The sequence below is a fragment of the Marinobacter sp. SS13-12 genome (assembly GCF_030227115.1).
In the GTDB taxonomy this organism is placed as follows: domain Bacteria; phylum Pseudomonadota; class Gammaproteobacteria; order Pseudomonadales; family Oleiphilaceae; genus Marinobacter.
This window is the reverse complement of sequence record NZ_JASSUA010000001.1, coordinates 470155-487741: the sequence shown is the minus strand read 5'-3', so window position 1 is coordinate 487741 and position 17587 is coordinate 470155. Positions and strand designations below refer to the sequence as shown.

At 57.7% G+C, this 17587-nt stretch carries 20 protein-coding genes; 9 read left to right on the top strand and 11 right to left on the bottom strand.

The window, feature by feature from the left end:
- Positions 1-40: 40 nt before the first annotated feature.
- From QPL94_RS02265 to QPL94_RS02245, 5 genes are all read right to left on the bottom strand, one after another.
- The gene (locus tag QPL94_RS02265) at positions 41-322 is read right to left on the bottom strand and encodes an Lpp/OprI family alanine-zipper lipoprotein (protein WP_285355227.1); all 282 of its coding nucleotides are present in this window, start codon (positions 320-322) and stop codon (positions 41-43) included.
- A gap of 229 nt (positions 323-551) precedes the next feature.
- Complete coding sequence (locus QPL94_RS02260) at positions 552-1061, bottom strand: L,D-transpeptidase family protein (RefSeq protein WP_502881531.1); 510 nt, start codon at positions 1059-1061, stop codon at positions 552-554.
- Positions 1062-1224: 163 nt separating this feature from the next.
- The gene (locus QPL94_RS02255; protein ID WP_285355225.1) at positions 1225-2940 is read right to left on the bottom strand and encodes a potassium/proton antiporter; all 1716 of its coding nucleotides are present in this window, start codon (positions 2938-2940) and stop codon (positions 1225-1227) included.
- Between the two features lie 51 nt (positions 2941-2991).
- Positions 2992-4302 carry an NAD(P)/FAD-dependent oxidoreductase gene (locus QPL94_RS02250; protein WP_285355224.1) on the bottom strand — a complete coding sequence of 437 codons (1311 nt, stop codon included), beginning with the start codon at positions 4300-4302 and terminating at the stop codon, positions 2992-2994.
- A 29-nt stretch (positions 4303-4331) separates the two neighbouring features.
- Positions 4332-4937: a TetR/AcrR family transcriptional regulator gene (locus QPL94_RS02245; protein ID WP_285355223.1), complete on the bottom strand. Its 606-nt coding sequence runs from the start codon at positions 4935-4937 to the stop codon at positions 4332-4334.
- A gap of 124 nt (positions 4938-5061) precedes the next feature.
- On the opposite strand from QPL94_RS02245, the gene QPL94_RS02240 reads away from it, so the two are divergent.
- Entirely contained in the window at positions 5062-5616 is a 555-nt protein-coding gene (locus QPL94_RS02240; RefSeq protein WP_285355221.1) for a carboxymuconolactone decarboxylase family protein, read from the top strand.
- A gap of 34 nt (positions 5617-5650) precedes the next feature.
- On the opposite strand, the gene QPL94_RS02235 is transcribed toward QPL94_RS02240, so the two are convergent.
- A complete protein-coding gene (locus QPL94_RS02235) occupies positions 5651-7753 on the bottom strand; it encodes a NosR/NirI family protein (protein ID WP_285355220.1) in 2103 nt (700 codons plus the stop codon).
- A 138-nt stretch (positions 7754-7891) separates the two neighbouring features.
- Positions 7892-8629, bottom strand: coding sequence for a spermidine synthase (locus QPL94_RS02230; RefSeq protein ID WP_285355219.1), 738 nt, complete (start codon positions 8627-8629; stop codon positions 7892-7894).
- 92 nt (positions 8630-8721) lie between these two features.
- Here QPL94_RS02230 and QPL94_RS02225 point away from each other — a divergent pair, with 92 nt between their 5' ends.
- A complete protein-coding gene (locus QPL94_RS02225; RefSeq protein ID WP_285355218.1) occupies positions 8722-9561 on the top strand; it encodes a putative RNA methyltransferase in 840 nt (279 codons plus the stop codon).
- Positions 9562-9571: 10 nt separating this feature from the next.
- Here QPL94_RS02225 and QPL94_RS02220 read toward each other — a convergent pair whose 3' ends face one another.
- Positions 9572-10000: an ankyrin repeat domain-containing protein gene (locus QPL94_RS02220; protein WP_285355217.1), complete on the bottom strand. Its 429-nt coding sequence runs from the start codon at positions 9998-10000 to the stop codon at positions 9572-9574.
- 105 nt (positions 10001-10105) lie between these two features.
- Here QPL94_RS02220 and QPL94_RS02215 point away from each other — a divergent pair, with 105 nt between their 5' ends.
- From QPL94_RS02215 to QPL94_RS02205, 3 genes are all read left to right on the top strand, one after another.
- Entirely contained in the window at positions 10106-10729 is a 624-nt protein-coding gene (locus QPL94_RS02215; protein ID WP_285355216.1) for a YbhB/YbcL family Raf kinase inhibitor-like protein, read from the top strand.
- A gap of 30 nt (positions 10730-10759) precedes the next feature.
- Positions 10760-11455 carry a TVP38/TMEM64 family protein gene (locus tag QPL94_RS02210; RefSeq protein ID WP_285355215.1) on the top strand — a complete coding sequence of 232 codons (696 nt, stop codon included), beginning with the start codon at positions 10760-10762 and terminating at the stop codon, positions 11453-11455.
- 70 nt (positions 11456-11525) lie between these two features.
- Positions 11526-12374, top strand: a complete 849-nt coding sequence (locus QPL94_RS02205; RefSeq protein ID WP_285355214.1) for a DUF547 domain-containing protein — start codon at positions 11526-11528, stop codon at positions 12372-12374.
- Between the two features lie 68 nt (positions 12375-12442).
- Here QPL94_RS02205 and QPL94_RS02200 read toward each other — a convergent pair whose 3' ends face one another.
- Positions 12443-12601 (bottom strand): hypothetical protein, encoded by a 159-nt coding sequence (locus QPL94_RS02200; RefSeq protein WP_285355213.1) that lies wholly within the window; start codon positions 12599-12601, stop codon positions 12443-12445.
- A 230-nt stretch (positions 12602-12831) separates the two neighbouring features.
- On the opposite strand from QPL94_RS02200, the gene QPL94_RS02195 reads away from it, so the two are divergent.
- From QPL94_RS02195 to QPL94_RS02180, 4 genes are read left to right on the top strand one after another with little or no spacing between them, the layout of a single operon-like run.
- Positions 12832-13788, top strand: a complete 957-nt coding sequence (locus tag QPL94_RS02195; RefSeq protein ID WP_285355212.1) for a sulfurtransferase — start codon at positions 12832-12834, stop codon at positions 13786-13788.
- 17 nt (positions 13789-13805) lie between these two features.
- The gene (locus tag QPL94_RS02190; protein ID WP_285355211.1) at positions 13806-15020 is read left to right on the top strand and encodes a YeeE/YedE family protein; all 1215 of its coding nucleotides are present in this window, start codon (positions 13806-13808) and stop codon (positions 15018-15020) included.
- Positions 15020-15229, top strand: a complete 210-nt coding sequence (locus QPL94_RS02185) for a hypothetical protein (RefSeq protein ID WP_285355210.1) — start codon at positions 15020-15022, stop codon at positions 15227-15229. The genes QPL94_RS02190 and QPL94_RS02185 overlap by 1 nt, the downstream gene beginning before the upstream one ends.
- Before the next feature lie 53 nt (positions 15230-15282).
- Positions 15283-15981 carry an SDR family NAD(P)-dependent oxidoreductase gene (locus QPL94_RS02180; protein ID WP_285355209.1) on the top strand — a complete coding sequence of 233 codons (699 nt, stop codon included), beginning with the start codon at positions 15283-15285 and terminating at the stop codon, positions 15979-15981.
- 33 nt (positions 15982-16014) lie between these two features.
- Here QPL94_RS02180 and QPL94_RS02175 read toward each other — a convergent pair whose 3' ends face one another.
- Together QPL94_RS02175 and QPL94_RS02170 are read right to left on the bottom strand one after the other, a co-directional pair.
- Positions 16015-16392: a cupredoxin domain-containing protein gene (locus tag QPL94_RS02175; protein ID WP_285355208.1), complete on the bottom strand. Its 378-nt coding sequence runs from the start codon at positions 16390-16392 to the stop codon at positions 16015-16017.
- Between the two features lie 84 nt (positions 16393-16476).
- The gene (locus QPL94_RS02170; protein WP_285355207.1) at positions 16477-17466 is read right to left on the bottom strand and encodes a hypothetical protein; all 990 of its coding nucleotides are present in this window, start codon (positions 17464-17466) and stop codon (positions 16477-16479) included.
- Positions 17467-17587 lie beyond the last annotated feature (121 nt).

Sequence of the window (17587 nt, the reverse complement as noted above, 5' to 3'; positions counted from 1 at the left end):
AAAGGCCGGGATTTCCCGGCCTTCTCATTACGCAACAGCCTTACTTCTGGCTGGCACGCTCGAGCATGCGCTTGGCGCGCTCGTTGGCTTCGTCAGCAGCTTTCTGTGCAGCTTTGGCAGCGGCCAGAGCTTCATCAGCTGTGCGCTGAGCGGAGCGTGCTGCACTGGAAGCGCTGTTAGCGGTGTTCAGTGCATTTTCAGCAGTTTGCTCGGCAGAAGAAGCGTTTGCATTTGCTTCATCGATAGCGCCCTGGTCAGAAGTCGCACAACCTGCGGTCAGTGCGGTGGCCAGTGCAAACCCTGCGATCGTAAGTTTACGCATTCTAAATCCCCTTATTGGTCGTTTTATTTCCTGCGTTCCAGAAGTCATTGGTGCAGACATTCTGTCAAATCGGGGCCGATAGCAATAATTGCTAACGGCGTCGTCAAACAGTGTAAAACACTATAGACAGAAATGTTAACTAAGGATACGTAAAAGTTCCTAGGTTATGACAACAACTTAATTTTGCAGTAAGAGTCTACGGTACAGACAGGGTGGTGGATCAAAGGCATCAGGGAACGATTCTGATGGGGGTTCCGTCGGCGACCAGCTGCCAGATTTCGTCCATCTCTTCATTACTGACGGCGATGCAGCCATCGGTCCAGTCCAGGCCCAGGAACGCAAATGCCATATCGCCGGCTTCGTTGGGCAGGCCATGAATCATGATGCTGCCTCCGGGGTCGAGTCCCCAGGATGAAGCCATTTCGCGATCCTGCTTGTTCGGATAGGAAATGTGGATGGACTTGTAGAAGTCGCTGTTGGGATTGCGCCAGTCCAGCACATATTCGCCTTCAGGTGTGCGTTTGTCACCTTCGAAGAGCTTGTGACCGGATGGATTATCACCAAGGCCGATGCGATAGCTGCGCACGACCTGCTCGCCGGAAAGCAGGTAGAGACGGCGCTCCTCTTTACGAACCAGCACCTCACTGACTTCCGGTGCTTCCGCCATGGCTCCCATCGGCAATTCTGACGCTGTCGCCGGATTGCCGGCAAGGGCGAGCAGGCAGGCCAGGGCCGTCATGTTTACGGCTGTCAGCTTCCTGATCAGCGTGGCGATGGTCAGCAATAACGTCTTCAAAGGCATGCTCAAATCAATCATTAATGTTTGTACACTTTATAACACGTTATAGCACAGGAATTTTGTTAATCGAACCAATGTTTTGACGTGATTTTGTTAAAGAATTTTATTCATTATCCATTTTCAGGCCAACCTTCGTCACCCTGTCCGCCTCTGTCGCCCTGGCCACCAGCGTAACCGGCCCCAGTTTTACCTTGTCACCCACGACCGGGTGCCCCTTGGTGCGGCGGGCAAAGCACTCGGCAAGCGACAGCTCCGGTGGCAGTTCGTCGAACTCGATACCATAGACCTGCTCTACATCACCCAGCAGGGCATCGCCGTTGAGCACGAAATCGCCAAAGAATGCCCGCTCTGCAAGATAACGCGGCGTATGCCGACCGCTGAGGGCTTTACCCAGCTCCGGTAACACGGCCGGGGTGGCAAACATGGCCAGTACGTCACCGGTGGACACTTCCATGTCCGGAGTGGGTTGATGGCAGGTGCGTTTGCGGAAAACGCCGGCAATCGCGGTATTGTCCGGAAGGCGTAACTGGCCCAGGGGCTTGGGCGTATCCCAGACGTCTCCTTTCAGCGGGAAAAGCATCAGTTCGTGGTCACCGGCAGCCGGCACATCCAGGGGCAGGCGGCGATACGGGGCTTCGCCCGTCGGAACCTCAAGCCGCAGTTTTCTGGCCAGTGGCGCCATGGTGGTGCCCTGAACCACCAGTGATACCAGCACGATGAAAAACGCCACATGGAAAATCAGCTGGGCCTGGGGGATGTCTGCGATGATCGGGAACAGCGCCAGTACAATGGGTACGGCACCCCTTAAACCTACCCAGCTGATAAAGCCGAGCTCCCGACGGTTAAAGCCGAAGGGCCAGAGTGTGGCCATTATTGTGATTGGCCGTATCAGGAAGATCAGTGAAAACGCGAGAATGAGCCCGCCACCCGCCAGCGGTAGAAGCTCAGACGGCGTTACCAGCAAACCGAGCATCAGGAACAGACACAGCTGAGCCAGCCAGGCGAGGCCGTCGTGAACCTGGAGTATCATTGGCATCATGCGTACCGGTCGGTTACCAATGATTACGCCGGTCAGGTAGATTGCAAGGAAGCCACTGCCGCCCAGGGCGTTGGTGCCGGAAAACACCATGATGCCAGCGGCTACTACCAGCAGTGGGTACAGTGACGGCGTGAGCCTGATGCGGTTGGCCATTTCCACCACAATGAAGCCACCGGCCACACCGACGGCACTGCCGATGCCGAACTGTTTTACCAGCATCACCAGGGCCATCCAGCCTTCGGAGGCGCCGCCGGCTTCGATCATGGTGACCAGCATCAGGGTGAGAAAAATGGCCATCGGGTCGTTGCTGCCAGACTCGATTTCCAGGGTGGCGCTGACCCGTTCATTCAGGTGAAGACCGCGGCCCTGTAGCAGGGAAAAAACCGCTGCCGCGTCTGTGGAAGATATAATGGCACCGATCAGCAGCGCCGTGAGCCAGTGCAGGTCAAATACCCACCAGGCCACCAGACCCGCTCCGGCGGCGGTCAGGAATACGCCAAAGCTCGCCAGGATCAGTGCCGGGCGTAATCCCACCCGGAAGGTTTCCGCCCGGGTACGCATGCCGCCATCCAGCAGAATGACACCCAGGGCGAGGTTGGCGATCAGGAATGCCAGTTCGAAATCATCAAACAGAAGGCCGCCCGGGCCGTCCTCCCCCATCATCATGCCGACAACGAGAAAAATCAGCAGTACCGGCATGCCCAGCCTGCTGGACAGCGGGCTGAGCATGATGCTGATCACCAGCATCAATGCACCGATCAGGGTGAGAATCGGGTCCATTCCGGCTCCGGGTTGGGAATACAGTTCGATAGTAACAGGTTAACGTTTTCGTCAGTGCAGTTTCAGGCGCGGGTGCATGGCGCGCGAGATTCTGTCCAGTAGCCATATCATTCCGGTGCGCAGAAAACCGTGCAGGGCCACCTGATGCATACGGTACAGGGAAACATAGAACAGGCGCGCCACCTTGCCTTCGATATACATGCTGCGGCCGGACAGGTTACCCATCAGGTTGCCCACGGTGGTGTAGCGGCTGAAGTTGATCAGCGAGCCGTGGTCATTATAGACGAAGGGCACGGCTTGCTCTCCTTCCAGGCGATTGCGCAGCGTCTGGAACAGCACATCCGCCTGTTGGTGAGCCGCCTGTGCGCGGGGTGGCACCGGGCGATCCGAATCCGGCTGGGGGCATTCGGCACAGTCACCAAAGGCGAAAATATCCGGATCGGTGGTGGATTCGAGGGTTTGTTTGACCTTTATCTGGTTGCCGCGATTGGTCTCGATCCCCTCAAGCGCTGACAGGAAAGCCGGGGCCTTGATGCCCGCCGCCCATATGGTCATCTCGGAGGCAAGCTCGGTGCCGTCTTTCATGACCAGCGCGACGTCGCGGATTTCGCTGACAGGCTGGCCTGTCATCACCCTGACGTTCTGGTGCTCAAGCTCGCGAGTTGCTGCGGCTGACAACCGCGCCGGAAGTGCCGGCAGAATTCGCTCCGCAGCTTCAATAACAGTGATGGAGACGTCCTCTGGTCGCAGGTGGTTCATGCCGTAAACCGGCAGTTCCCGGGAAGCCAGGCGTAACTCTGCAGCCAGCTCGACACCGGTGGCGCCGGCACCGATGATGGTAATCGGCAGCTCATGGCCGTTGCCGGAATAGGCTTCATGGTTCTTGCGCAGAAAGGCGTTGAGCATCAGGTTGTGAAAGCGTCGGGCCTGGTTCAGGCTGTCCAGAAACAGGCAGTGCTCCTGGGCACCAGGGGTTCCAAAATCATTGGCGTTACTCCCCACCGCAATCACCAGTGTGTCATAGCCAATGTGGCGTTCCGGAACCACCTCCTTGCCTTCTTCGTCGTGGAAGGCCGCAATGACGACTGCTTTTGCATCACGATCAAGCCCGTTCATCCGGCCCAGCTGGAATTCGTAGTGGTGCTTGCGGGCATGGGCCCGGTAATTGATTTCGTTGGCGCTGGCGTCCAGGGAGCCAGAGGCCACCTCATGGAGCAAGGGTTTCCAGACATGGGTCAGGCCGGCGTCCACCAGGGTAATACGGGCCTTGCGCTTTTTTCCGAGTTTGTTGCCAAGGCGGGTGACCAGTTCAAGGCCGCCCGCGCCACCGCCTACGACAACGATATGGTGCAGGTTTTCCATAACATGGGGTTCCTGAAGTGAAAAAAGACTCAGTGGCGGGCGCGAAAGTTGTCCAGAGTAGCGGCCATATCGTCCGCAAGCTCGGTGACCCTGTCAGGGCTGATCTCCCGCTGAGCAAATGAGCGCAGACCGATAAGCTGCGCCTGGAGAAACCGTGCCAGCCGGGCACAATCGGTATCCGGCTTCAGTTCGCCCTGGATTTTTGCCTGCTCAAGAAGCTCCGTCAGCGACTGTTCGATGGCACCCAGAATCGCATTTGCCTGGTCCGCGATGGCTGTGTTGGTATTGCTCGCTTCCAGCAGGGTTTTCACAACCATGCATGCCCGGGAAGGTGATACTTCCTCCGGGCTCGACTGACGGGCAATATGACGAAGGTACCCCTGAAGCCCGTCCAGCACCGACGAATACCCGGCCAGGTGCTCACGGAGCTCAGCGCCTCCTTGCCGGGCGTAAGCAGCCAGGGCTTCACCAAACAGACCGTCCTTGTTTCCAAACGTGGCGTAGATACTGCCCGGGCGCATGTCCAGCGCCTGTTCGATCTGCTTCATGGAAGCGCCGCTGTAGCCGCGCTCCCAAAACAGGTTCATGGCTTTTTCCAGGGCGACTTGTCGATCATAGCGAGCATTTCTGGCCATTGTGCCTACCAACATCTGGTGGTTGAAATCATTCTCAATCATAACTTGAGTGATCACTCAATAACAGTTACGGTGGAAGTGTAAGTGAGCAATCACTCAAGAATCGATATCCGAGGAGAACGTTATGTCAGATTTCCCTGTTCACGATGTGGAGTCCGCACCGGAAAAATCCAGGCCATTGCTTGAAAAGTCCCTGAAGGGGTTCGGCATGATCCCCGGGCTGCACGCAGTGATGGCAGAAGCCCCAGGCGTTCTGGAAGCATATCAGAAACTGCATCAGCTGGTACTGGACAGCAGTTTCGACAACGACGAAAAGACCGTGGTCTGGCAGACCATCAATGTCGAGAATGCCTGTCACTACTGTGTGCCCGCGCATACTGGTATTGCCAAGATGATGGAAGTGTCAGACGACATCATCAACCCGTTGCGGGATGAAAAACCCCTGCCCAGCGACAAGCTTGAAGCCCTGAGAACCTTCACCCTTGCGGTGATGAACAAAAATGGCAATGTCAGCAAGGAAGACCTGGATGCCTTCTACAGTGCCGGCTACAAACACCGCCAGGTACTGGAGGTTATTCTGGTGTTGTCCCAGAAGACCATGAGCAACTACATCAACCACATTGCCGAAACCCCGGTTGATGAGCCGTTCAAGAAGTTTGCCTGGGAAAAGAAAAAGTAACGGGACTGTTCATTCCCGGCCTCACGGGTGCGGCTCAGCCCGCATCCGTAGCCAGTATATGGGCCTGCCGCTGTCGTTTTTTCTGTAGCACTTTGTCCACGCACTGGTCCTCGTCTTTCAGAATCACCACGCACTCGAGACACTGGATGCATTCGTCATAGTCAATGCGTCCGTCCTTGTGGATGGCATTGATGCCGCAACTGTTCTTGCAGTGCTGGCAGGGCTTGCCACAAAGCTCGACCCGGTCCAGCCAGCTGAACAGGCGCAGCCTGCCGAGGACTGCCAGGCCAGCCCCCAGCGGGCACAGGTAACGACAGTAGAACTTGTGAATGAACATGCCGATCACCAGCAGGCCGAGTGCGTACACCACGAAGGGCCAGTAGCGCACGAAATACAGCGTGATGCCGGTTTTGAACGGCTCCACTTCCACCAGCTTTTCCGCCAGCTCCAGCGAATAGAAGGCGGTGCCAATCAGTACCAGCAGAATCGGGTACTTCAGCAGAATTAACCGACGATGCCAGTTCTCCGGTACTTTCACCTGCCGGAATTTCAGCTTTTCGCCCAGCCAGGCAGACATCTCCTGCAGCGCACCAAACGGGCACAGCCAGCCACAGAAAAGCCCCCGGCCCCAGATAAACAGACTGATGAAGGTGTAGGTCCAGAGAATGAACAACACCGGATCCATCAGGAAAACATTCAGGGAAAAGCCGTCCCAGATGGACAGGAACAGGGTGTAGATATTCACCACCGAAAGCTGACCCTGGGCATAAAAGCCGATAAAGAAAAGGGTGAAGAGCAGGAAGCCCCAGCGGAAACGGTGCACCAGCCTGGGGTGCCGGCTCAGAGTGCGCTGGCGGGCAAAAAACACGGTAAGTATGGTGAGGCTCGCCACCAGTATCGAAATTGTCAGCCAGCGTTCTTTCCAGAGCCCGATCCACACGGGTGGGCGATTGTCCTCCGGTCGCGGCGCAACCTCGACGGTTTCGAACAGCTCGCTGGCAAAGGTCACCGGAATGTCGAGCTCAGTACTATCGGCCACCAGATGGTTCTTGCGCAGGGTAACGCTCATTTTCAGAGTAGCGTCGGCGCCGGGATTGAAACCTGCGTTACCACCCACCCGAAACAGGGAGGCCATTGCCACATCCGGCATGCCATCAGCACGGAGGTGGATGTTCTGGTCAAACACATTGATGTCTCGAATCTCAACCGCCAGGTTGTTCTGCTGTAAGCCAAGCCTTCCTGGTGAGCTGCCCGGCGTGAAGTCGTCGGACAGGTGAGGATAAAGGCCGCGTGACAGGACCGCCAGGATCTGGGAATCCGGCCCGATGCGTTCCTTTAGCCTGGCAAATCCGTCATCACCCAGCAGGTTGCGGCCCACCATGGGGGCGTTGATGTAGCCAAAGAACAGTTCCGTGAAGGGCTCTCCAGGCTCCGGTTCCGGCATTTCCGGGTAATCGGAAAGCGTGTGTCCGGTTTTTTGTTGGAAACCATCAGGGCCAAGACGGAAGTGGCCGATGTAGCCACGGTCGAGCAGTTCCGGCCAGGACAGAGGCTCGTAGAAGTCTGGCCTGGCCCTGGTCGGTGCCTCCTGGGAGAAGCCTTCCAGTTTTTCCCGGGCTACCTTGAGGGCAGAGGAGAGAATGGTGTCGTTGATGATCAGCACCGAGACGGTGGCTTTGCTCACCCCGTCGAAGCGCACCACATTACCGTCGGAATCCTTGCCGGTGCGATTGCCGGAGGTACTGACAATAATCTGCTCCGTCAGCGAGCGGTCCTTGTACTGGCTGATGAACTCGAACAGGGGCTCTTCACCCAACCCATGGAGGAACACTGGCTCGTGGTGGTTGAGGATACGGACACCGGTAAAGCGGCCGCGGGTGTCCAGCCCGATCAGCATGCTGATGGGCTTCCCGGCGAAGCCCTGAAGCCGACTCAGATCCAGGGACTCGTAGGCGTACCCCAGCAGTTCCTGCAGCTGGTACACGGGGTAAACGGGATAATCCGGCAACGTGTCACGGATTTCCGTGGCTTTGGGAAACAGCGCCTGGATCATTGCCCGCTTTTCATCGTCCAGCGCGCCATGAGCCGCTTGCAAAAAACTGACAGTAACCAAAAGCAGCAACAGCCGCCCCAGCATGGCAATTCTCCAGAGATTTCTTTTTGTTGGTTATGCCAATGCTAGAGGTTTGCCAACCCCGCACAATGCTACCTGAGAGCCGTGGGCGTGCTACTTTGTGAGGAGAAATGGGGGAGTGAGGTGGATGGTCCGGCCGGCTCAGGTGAGCCGGATTACCCGAGCCATCAGCCGGCGCCAGTCAATGGGCAGACGTTTTTCCAGGCTCACCAGCGCCGGGTCTTTGGTATGCAATGCTTCGAAAGGCTGCTTGCTGGCAAACAGGACGGTATTGTTGGTTTTGCTCTTGAACAGCAACAGCACTGCAAATTCCCCGCGGAGCTGGCGGAACAGTGGGCTGTTGAGGTCCGGTGTGCGGTGATAGTTGATGGAGAGCCAGCCGCTGCCGCTGAGAACCCGGCTGCATTGTCTGATAAACTCCCGCTGGGCTTGCGTGGGGCTCATGCGGTCCGAGTTGTACAGGTCTGCCAGGATCAGGTCGGTGCTGCTGTCCGGCGCCTGACCGATGGCGTCCCGTGCATCACCTAGGGTGACAGTCAGGTTGGCGGAGTGCGGCAGGCTGAAATACTCCCGGGCCACTTGCAGTACGCTGGGCCGCAACTCCACGGCACGGACCTGGCAGTCGGGCAGCAGATGCAGCAGCGCATTGGCCATCACCCCGCCGCCCAGACCCAGAACGGTCACATGGGCTGGTTGCGAAAATGCCACGGGCAACAGCATTGCACGGCTGTATTCGTGAACGGGAAGGTGGGGCCTGTGGCGATCTATCTTGCTCTGTTCGAATACCGAATCAAAGGTCATCACCCTATGTTTGCGATAGTCGATCACCAGAATGCCACCGAGTGCGTCCCGTGTGTAATGGATAATTTCGCCCTTCAAGGTGGCTGTCCTCGTCTGATCGCTGCGCCGCTATTCTGGGCATTTGCCCACGGGTTCTCAAGCCGGATGACAATGCCGGAGCCCGCCTGCCCATGAGCATAGACGCGTTCAATGCACTTGCCTGCCCACTCGATGGTGATCCCCTGACCCAGGCCGGAGCCTGCTGGCATTGCCCGGCGGGCCACAGTTTTGACGTTGCCCGCCAGGGCTATATTCATCTGTTGCCGGTACAGAGGAAGCGTTCGCTGGACCCCGGCGACAGCAAGGCCATGGTGGCCGCCCGCCAGCGCTTCCTCAATACCGGTTATTACCGGCCCATCGCCGAGGCCGTGACGACCGCCGTGTTGAAAGATACCGTTGGCGATACCAACCCGCTGACCTGCATGGACGCGGGTTGTGGCGAAGGCTATTACCTGCGGGAACTGGCACTGGCAACCACGGACCTTCCTCTCTCGCTGATGGGGCTGGATATCTCCAAGTGGGCAACCCTGGCGGCTGCGAAACAGGACAAACGCCCCCGCTGGGTAGTGGGCAGCAACGCCAATCTCCCGGTGTTACCCGGGACTCTGGACCGGGTTCTCTGTCTGTTCGGTTTTCCTGTCTATTCCGAGTTCGCCCGCGTGCTGAAACCCGGTGGCGTATTGATCCAGGCAGATGCAGGCCCAAATCATCTGCGGGAACTGCGGGAGATTATCTATCCCTCACTGAAGCCCGAGAAGTCGACTGCGGAGCAGGCACCCGAGGGCTTCTCGCCACTGGGCATGGAAACTGTCTGCTACCCACTGACCCTGGACAGCCAGGATGCCATTGCCGACTTACTGGCAATGACGCCGCATCTGTACCGGGCCTCGGCAGAGGGCCGTGCACGTGCCGAGGCACTTGAAGCCCTGACGGTCACCGTTGAGGTGACCTTGCGACGATTTTTCCGATAAGTGAACAAGGCTACGATAGCGCTCTGATGGCGTCTTCTGCCCCCATGGATCTGGCCAGATCCAGAGCGGAATGCCCATCCGCATCCGTTAACGATGTATCCGCCCCCGCCTCAAGCAGGCGGTCGACCAAAGCTGCATGACCGGCCAGGACGGCGGCTATAAGCGGCGTTTGCAGCTGATCATTACGCAGGTCGGGGTTTGCGCCTGCGTCCAGCAGCAAACCGGCGGTGTCGGCGTGACCGTTGGCGCAGGCCAGCATCAGCAGGCTGTCGCCGGTGTTGGTGCGTATGTCCACCGGTACGCCAGCGTTGAGCATAACGCTGAGTGGGCCCGCGCCGCCATTCCGGGCCAGTTCAAAAAGCCCTTGGGCAAAGGCAATGGCGTCTTCGTCCTGTTGATTGTCGGGGCTCTGGGGGCTGCCTGACTGATCGTCGCTCATGATATTCCTCTGGTTTTGGTAAGGATCTGGACAGACCCACGATACCACTGTTAAAACCGTTATATCAGGCAAGAAAAACCATCAAAGGTACAGGAGAACAGAACAGTGAAAATCAAGGTTCGAGGTATTGAGGAAGGACAGCCGGTGCCGGAGAAGTTTGCATTCGGCGTTTACAGTGAACAGGACCACATGAGTTTCGGCCCCAACCGTAATCCGGAAGTGACCTGGGAAGATGTGCCGGAAGGCGCCAAAAGCTTTGTGGTGATGATGTTTGATCCGGACGTCCCCAGTGTTGCGGATGACGTCAATCAGGAAGGCAAGACGGTATCGAAGGACATTCCCCGGGTCGATTTCTTCCATTGGTTGCTGGTGGATGTGCCGGCGTCGGTTTCCTGCATTCCCGAGGGCGAGGACAGCGATGGCGTTATTCCCAAGGGTAAGGAGCCCGGCTCAGGCCCGTTGGGGCGTCGCGGTGTGAACAATTTCACCCAGTTCCTGGCCGGCAATCCGGACATGGCGGGCACCTACGGTGGTTATGACGGTCCATGCCCTCCCTGGAACGATGAAATCATTCACCACTACCACTACGAAGTGCATGCCCTGGATGTGGAAAGCCTGGGACTTGAGGGTGAGTTCGACGGCGCCGCCGTACGTGAAGCCATGGCGGGCCATGTATTGGCAAGTGCGCGGGTAACCGGTACCTATACCCTTAACCCGGACCTGCGGTGATGTCGGCAGCTCCTTAGTGGCGGAAGCTCAATGAGAGTGTCCTCCAGTTGGCCCTTCAGGCTGGGCATGGCAGTCGCGGTTGTCCTGGTTATGGCAATGCTGTGGCTGGTCCTGAGACAACTGGGAATGCCGGCCAGCCTGTCACCGGACGCGCTGTCAGCGTGGCTGAACGGGCAGGGTGCCTGGGGACCGGTGTTTCTGTTTCTGATGATGGTGCTGGCGGTAGTGGTGGGGCCGATACCAACCCTGCCGGTCAGCGCCGCTTCGGGTCTCGCCTATGGCGTGCTTGCGGGCACCTTGCTGGCAGCGACCGGGGCTCTGGCAGGCGCCATGATCGCGTTTTCCATCGCCCGGATACTGGGCCGTGAAGCGCTGAAGAAAAAGCTGTCAACAAATCCGGTCTTTGCTTCCGACGGCTCCCAGCGGCTGTTGTTCTGGATGGTCTTCGTGACCCGTCTGATCCCGCTGTTCTCCTTCGCGCTGATCAGCTACGCCGCCGGTGTTACGGCTATTCACGGGTGGCGGTTTGCGGTGGCTTCCCTGCTGGGGATGCTTCCCATGACGTTTGTGTTCGCCGGCCTTGGTACCACATTCGAGCTGAATCCCGTGGTGACAGTGGCGTCTGCCGCGGTCATTCTGCTGGTGATGACTCTGCTGCCCTGGTATCTCACCCGCAGGCCGAATTCTACCCTTTCCCGCTGGTTGCACCTCGGCCCAAAGCGTTAGCGATGTAACAGATTCGGTATTCATGGGTCAGTGCCGGCATCATCCAGTAATCGTGGAATCAGGAGTTGCCATGCGCTTTGTCCAACTATCAGCAACCTTCAGCATGCTGTTGGTGCTCTTTGCAGGTGTTGCCCAGGCTGAAGTGAATCGCGAAATCTACAGGCCCTATCAGCAGATGCTGGAACAGTTTTTGGCTGAAAAAGAACTGCCAGGTGATGGCCTGGTGACGGCTTTCGATTACCAGGCTGCGGTTGATCATGACGAGACGGTACGAATGCTGTCGGAACAGCGTGGGGCCCTCGCCGGGTTCGACCTGGCCAGCCTTGAAGGCCGGGACGAATCGGTTGCCTTCTGGATCAACGCCTATAATTTTTTCATGCTCGACCAGATTCTGACGGAACGACCCGACGGCAAGCTTGTCGGCTCGGTCTGGGATTATGGTGGACGTGTGAATCCGTTCGTGGACAGTGTGTTTGATCGGGACAAGTTCAGAATTGACGGGCAGGACTACAGCCTTAACCAGATAGAGAAAGAAATCCTGCTCGGTAATGACTACGCGGATAAAGGCTGGAAAGACGCACGGGTGCACTTTGCGGTCAACTGTGCCTCCGTGGGTTGCCCGCCGTTGCGGGAGGTGATCTACACGGCCGACAACCTGGAAGCTCTGCTGGCGGAGAACACCAGGCGGGCATTTGCAACCGACCGCCACCTCAGGATTGAAGAGGGTACTCTCCATGTCACCGAACTGTTCAAGTGGTATGAAAAAGACTTTGTAGAGGCGGCGGGGTCACGGAAAGCGTATATCGAAGAGTGGGCGGATTCGTCGGTGGCAGGTCGTGTTGCAGACACATCGGACATCGAGTTCATCGATTACGACTGGGCCCTGAACACGCCAGCCAATTTCCCGGAGTTCCGTTAGTCCCGGCCGGTGATCATGGCGCATAAAAGCCGCTATACCAGGGGGATAGCGGCTTCGGCGATCGTTGATTATTTTTCCGAGACTTTGATAACCGCAACTTCATCTACGGTTTTGTCCGGGTAGCTTCGGGCTTCGTTCACCCGGTCGGCCTGGCCATTCATGGCCAGTGTGGTACCGGCGGAGAATGAAAGTGCAATAGCAGCAAGAATCAGTGTCAGTTTTCTCATGGCGTGATACCTCGTGTTCATGGGGAGATGCGGGCGTTCCGGTCACCGGCCATGCCGCGCTTACGAGGTATAGACACCGGCTAAGCCCCCCGCGTTACAGGCTTGCTGCTGTGTGGAGAGGAAAAATCAGAGATTTGCATATAAAAAAACGCCATAGAAAAGCACCTATGCATGACGTTCTATTGGATTCATAATGATCATTCAAAAATAACCCGCTGAGGAGATGGGCCATGAGCCGTTTATTAGTGATTGTTCTGGTCTTTGCCAGTTCACTGGCAATGGCCAAAGGTGGCGAAACACCGCCTCTGGTGGATGCTGATTGGCTTAATACGAATCTTGACCGGGACAACCTGGTGATTCTGGATGTCCGTTCCAGCATCGATAATGGCGGTGACCGCAGCCGCTTTCAGGATGCTCACATTCCCGGTGCCATCTACAGTAGCTACACCGGCGATGGCTGGCGGGAAAGCCGGGACGGTGTGGCCGGGTTATTGCCCCCGGTTGCCAGTCTGGAACGTTTGATTGGTGGTCTCGGAATCGGTAACGACGATACCGTGGTGGTTGTGCCAGCGGGCACTGGCGCGACAGATTTTGGCAGTGCCGCCCGGGTGTACTGGACCTTCCGGGTGTTGGGCCATGATGATGTGACCGTTCTTAATGGCGGTTTCGCTGGCTGGAAAGCCGAAGGGCTCGAGATTGCCAGTGGTGAAGCTGCCCGGCCCGCAGCTACCGGGTTTGAAGGTACTCTCCAGCAGAATCTGATTGCTTCACTGGAGGAAGTCGAAGAGGCCCGGGGTACTCAGGCCCAGTTGGTGGATGCACGTCCGTCGGATTATTTCCGGGGTGAAAACCAGTCTCCTGCTGCCAGGGCGCCAGGCACGATTCCCGATTCACGCAGCCTGCCCCACGTGGGTTTTCTCGGCGAGCGGAATCAGGCCTGGTACCTCAATGAAGAAAGCATTACTGCACAGGTAAATGCGGCAGAACTGGATCCCGGTACCCGTACCATTGCGTTTTGCAATACCGGCCATTGGGCTGCCACGGACTGGTTTGTGCTGAGTGAGCTGGCGGGTTTTGAAGAAGTGGCGCTGTACGATGGTTCCATGGCCGAGTGGTCCCAGGACAGTGATCGCCCGCTACAGGTGGCCAAGAAAGGTCTGAGCAAACTTCTGGACCTGTTTAACTGACATCGAGTGGACGCGTAATGGCTGATTCCGCAGTTCTCCAGCCCGGGCTTCAGCAGCCCCGCTGGCAGGTGGACCGTTTTATCGTATCAACCGCGCTGGTGGGCCTTGCCCTGCTGGGTGGACTGATCTGGCTGGAAACCGCCCCGTTCATGGTGGCGCTGTTTGTGGTCGGTACCGTGCTGGGTATGGCGCTGTATCACGGCGCCTTCGGATTCACCGCCGGCTGGCGGAATCTGGTGGTGAAGAAACGCGGCGCCGGCATGCGAGCCCAGTTGCTGCTGTTCGGGGTAACCTCGCTGATCATGGTGCCCATGCTCCACAGTGGGCAGGCTGGTCTGGTAGGTGCGGTTGCGCCAGTGGGCTCGTCCCTCGTGGTGGGCTCCTTCCTCTTTGGTATCGGTATGCAGCTGGGTGGGGGTTGCGGCTCCGGCACGCTGTTCACCGTAGGGGCCGGCAACATCCGCATGGTGGTGACGCTGGTGTTCTTTATTGCCGGGGCGGTTCTCGGTTCCATCCACCTGCCCTGGTGGCTGGACCAGCCCGGGTTTGACCCGGTGCCGCTGGTCAGCAGTTTCGGTATCAGCGGTGCCATTCTCGTTCAGTTTGTCGGTCTCGGGCTGATCGCCTGGTGGGTCAACCGCATTGAGCGTAAGGCCCATGGTTCGGTCGAGCGGGATGAACTGCTGTGGAAAAGCCAGGGGCATGGGGTATTCCGAACCCTGATCAGTGGCCGCTGGCCGTTTACCTGGGCGATTCTGATTCTGGCTGCCGGTAACGCGCTCACCCTGGCCATCGGCGGCGCGCCCTGGAGCATTACCTTCGCGTTCAACGTCTGGGGCGCCAAAGCCCTCGAGGTGGTGGGCGTGAACATGTCCCAGTTTGAGTTCTGGACCTGGGACTATCCGGCCATGGCGCTGAAGGATTCGGTGCTGACCAATATTCCATCGGTCATGAATTTCGGCTTGCTGCTTGGCGCCATGCTGGCGGCTGGCCTTGCCAACCGCTTTAATGAGGCCAGCCGTAATCGCCCGGAAGGTCGCCAGTTTCTGGCTGCCGTGGTGGGAGGCCTGCTGCTGGGTTATGGCGCCCGGCTGGGCTTCGGCTGCAACATCGGGGCGCTGTTTTCCGGCATTGCCTCCGCCAGCCTGCACGCCTGGGTGTGGTTTGCCAGCGCCTTCGTCGGCTCATTGATCGGTATTCGTCTGCGGCCCTGGTTCCGGTTGCCCAACTGATGCGGGAGGAAACGGTGGAGCGACCCTACAGCCGCACCCGCATTCTGGTGATGCTGGGAATTATTCTGGCGTTGATTATGGCGGATCATTTGCGTAGTCCGACTTTTGCATTCAACTCCGGCCAGGGGAATGTGGAAACGGCACTGAGCCAGCGGGATGAAACGGCCTGTGCGCCCTGCGGGGCGCCGTGTCCCTCAACACGGGATTGACCGGTTTCTGATACTGACAAACAAGCCGGTATAACCGGCAGGAGAGACAGCTGATGAACAAGGTATGTGTTGTGATGGGTGTTGGCCCGGGCAATGGTGAGGCCTTTGTGCGGCGATTCAGCGACGAAGGTTTTCAGGTAGCGATGCTCGCCCGCAGCGAAGACTATCTCAAGAATTTGGAGCAATCGATCAACGGTGCTCGTGCCTTTGCCTGTGACATGATGGAACCCGAGCAGATAACGTCGGTGCTGGCTGACATCGAGAGCGAACTCGGACCGGTTTCGGTGATGATGTATAACGCCGGTGGCGGTGTGTTCAAGAGCGTGGAAGAGGCCAGCCTGGAAGAATTCGAGGCCAACTGGCGCCTCAATGTTCAGGGCCTTGTGGCGGCCACCAAAGCCGTATTACCGCAGCTGCGCCAGCATGACACCGCCAGCATTATTGTCACCAGTGCTTCGGCAGCGACACGGGGCCGGGCTAACACCGCGCCCTTTGCATCGGCCAAGGCCGCCCAGCGAAGCCTGGCCCAGTCACTGGCCCGCCAGTTGGGGCCGGAGAAAATTCATGTGGCGAATGTGGTGATTGATGGCGTGGTGGATCTGCCCCGCACCCGCGAGTGGCTGGCGGACAAGCCAGACGATTTCTTCGTCAAGCCTTCTGCCGTCGCCGACGCCGTCTGGAATGTCAGTCAGCAGGACCCGTCCGCCTGGACGTTTGAGCTGGATATCCGTCCGTTCGGGGAAAACTGGTAGCTGCGCCACAGCGCCAAGATTTTGCGATTTCCGTTAGTGGGCGACAATCTCGCCGGTCATGCCGGCCTGCTTGTGCCCGGGAACATTGCAGAAAAACTTCAGCTTCCCATTTTCAGGGGCGGTTACAGTCAGATTATCCGTGTGTCCGGTCTGAATCGTTTCTGTTTTCATTCCCTCGCCGGCAATGTGCAGGTTGTGGCTGAGGTTGCCCTCGTTGATCAGCTTTATTTCCACCCTGGAGCCGGGAGCTACCTCAATTCTCGATGGCTCAAAGGTGAATTCTTTCGCCACCACCTCTACGGTCCTGGTATCGCCATCTTTATGCTGATGAGCAGAAACCACGCCTGGGCTCGCTGCCAGTGCACAAGCCACCAATAGTGCTGAATACGAAAACATGCCAGAGAGTTTCATGGGACTCACCTCGATAAATTGGGGTTTTAAAGACGGAGCCGGGCAAGAGCCCGGACCGTCATCTGAGAACTGATGGGCGTGGAATCAGAGCCTCTCTACCTCATCCTGTTCGAACATGATGTGCAGAAACGGCTGATTCTTATCGTTGGGCAGCTCGAGGGCCGTGGGAACAGGCGAAAATACCGGCCCCTTCTTGGTGCCCTTGATAGGCGGCATCATCAGGTGAGTGTGGTGCTCCTGCCCGCTGATATGACGCTCCCCTGGCGCCAAGGGCAGATCCCTGGTGTGAACCAGTTCGTAGTCCTTGTTACGCACGACTTCGGAGGTCATCAGGTGCATTACGCGATGATCGTCCACCAGCTCGCCGTTGATGTGTAGTTCCCCTACACCCCAGAGGGCAGCGACGGTATCGACTTCTGGCATTAGCGGGCTACCGGTACCGGTGGTACCGTGGTGAACCGAGTCCAGCATCACGCCTCCCTCGGTTTGATAGCCGGGAAAGGGTGGCTTGACCACATGGTCCAGTACCACTCGGTATTCGTTACCCTGGGGATCCAAAAATTCCGCCGCAAACTCTGCCGTGTCCGGCGTTTGGCCGGGCTTCCCTGGCGGGTCGGTTTTCACCATGTCGGTGAAAGTGGCTTCGAAACTGCCCTGAATAATCCGCGCATCATTGGAAAACGGCGTTGGCTGGGCGAATATGTAATCACCGTCGGGCGTTACCTTTCGGGCCTTCTCCGGAGCAGCCACCATAATCGGAACCTGCTTTAAAAGTTCCGGAACGGTTGCCGGCCCCTTGGCCTGCGTTGCTGCCTTAACCTTTGGCTCAAGCAGCATCTTCGGATTATCGGGCGTGCCGAAGGTTTCGCGGTCCAGTTTTCGGGGCCCCGGTAAAACCCAGTAGGTCACTTTGCCCTCTTCCTGCGTAACCCGCGTTTCGGCAAGCGGCTTCGATGTATTTTCTCCGGAGCTCCCGGAGTAGGCGCAACCTGCAAGAAGCGCCGATGCCACCATCGCAGCCAGTGGCTGCATGATAAAATTGGGTTTGCTGTTGGATTTGCTCGTGAAAAACATGGTTGTCTTTCCTCCCGTTGTTACCTTGGGGTGAGCAGTCGTAATATGCGTTTTACGGCCCATGATCTTGTCTGCCTGAAGCAGGCCTTATAGTAATGACACATACTTCTGGCCAGTGTTA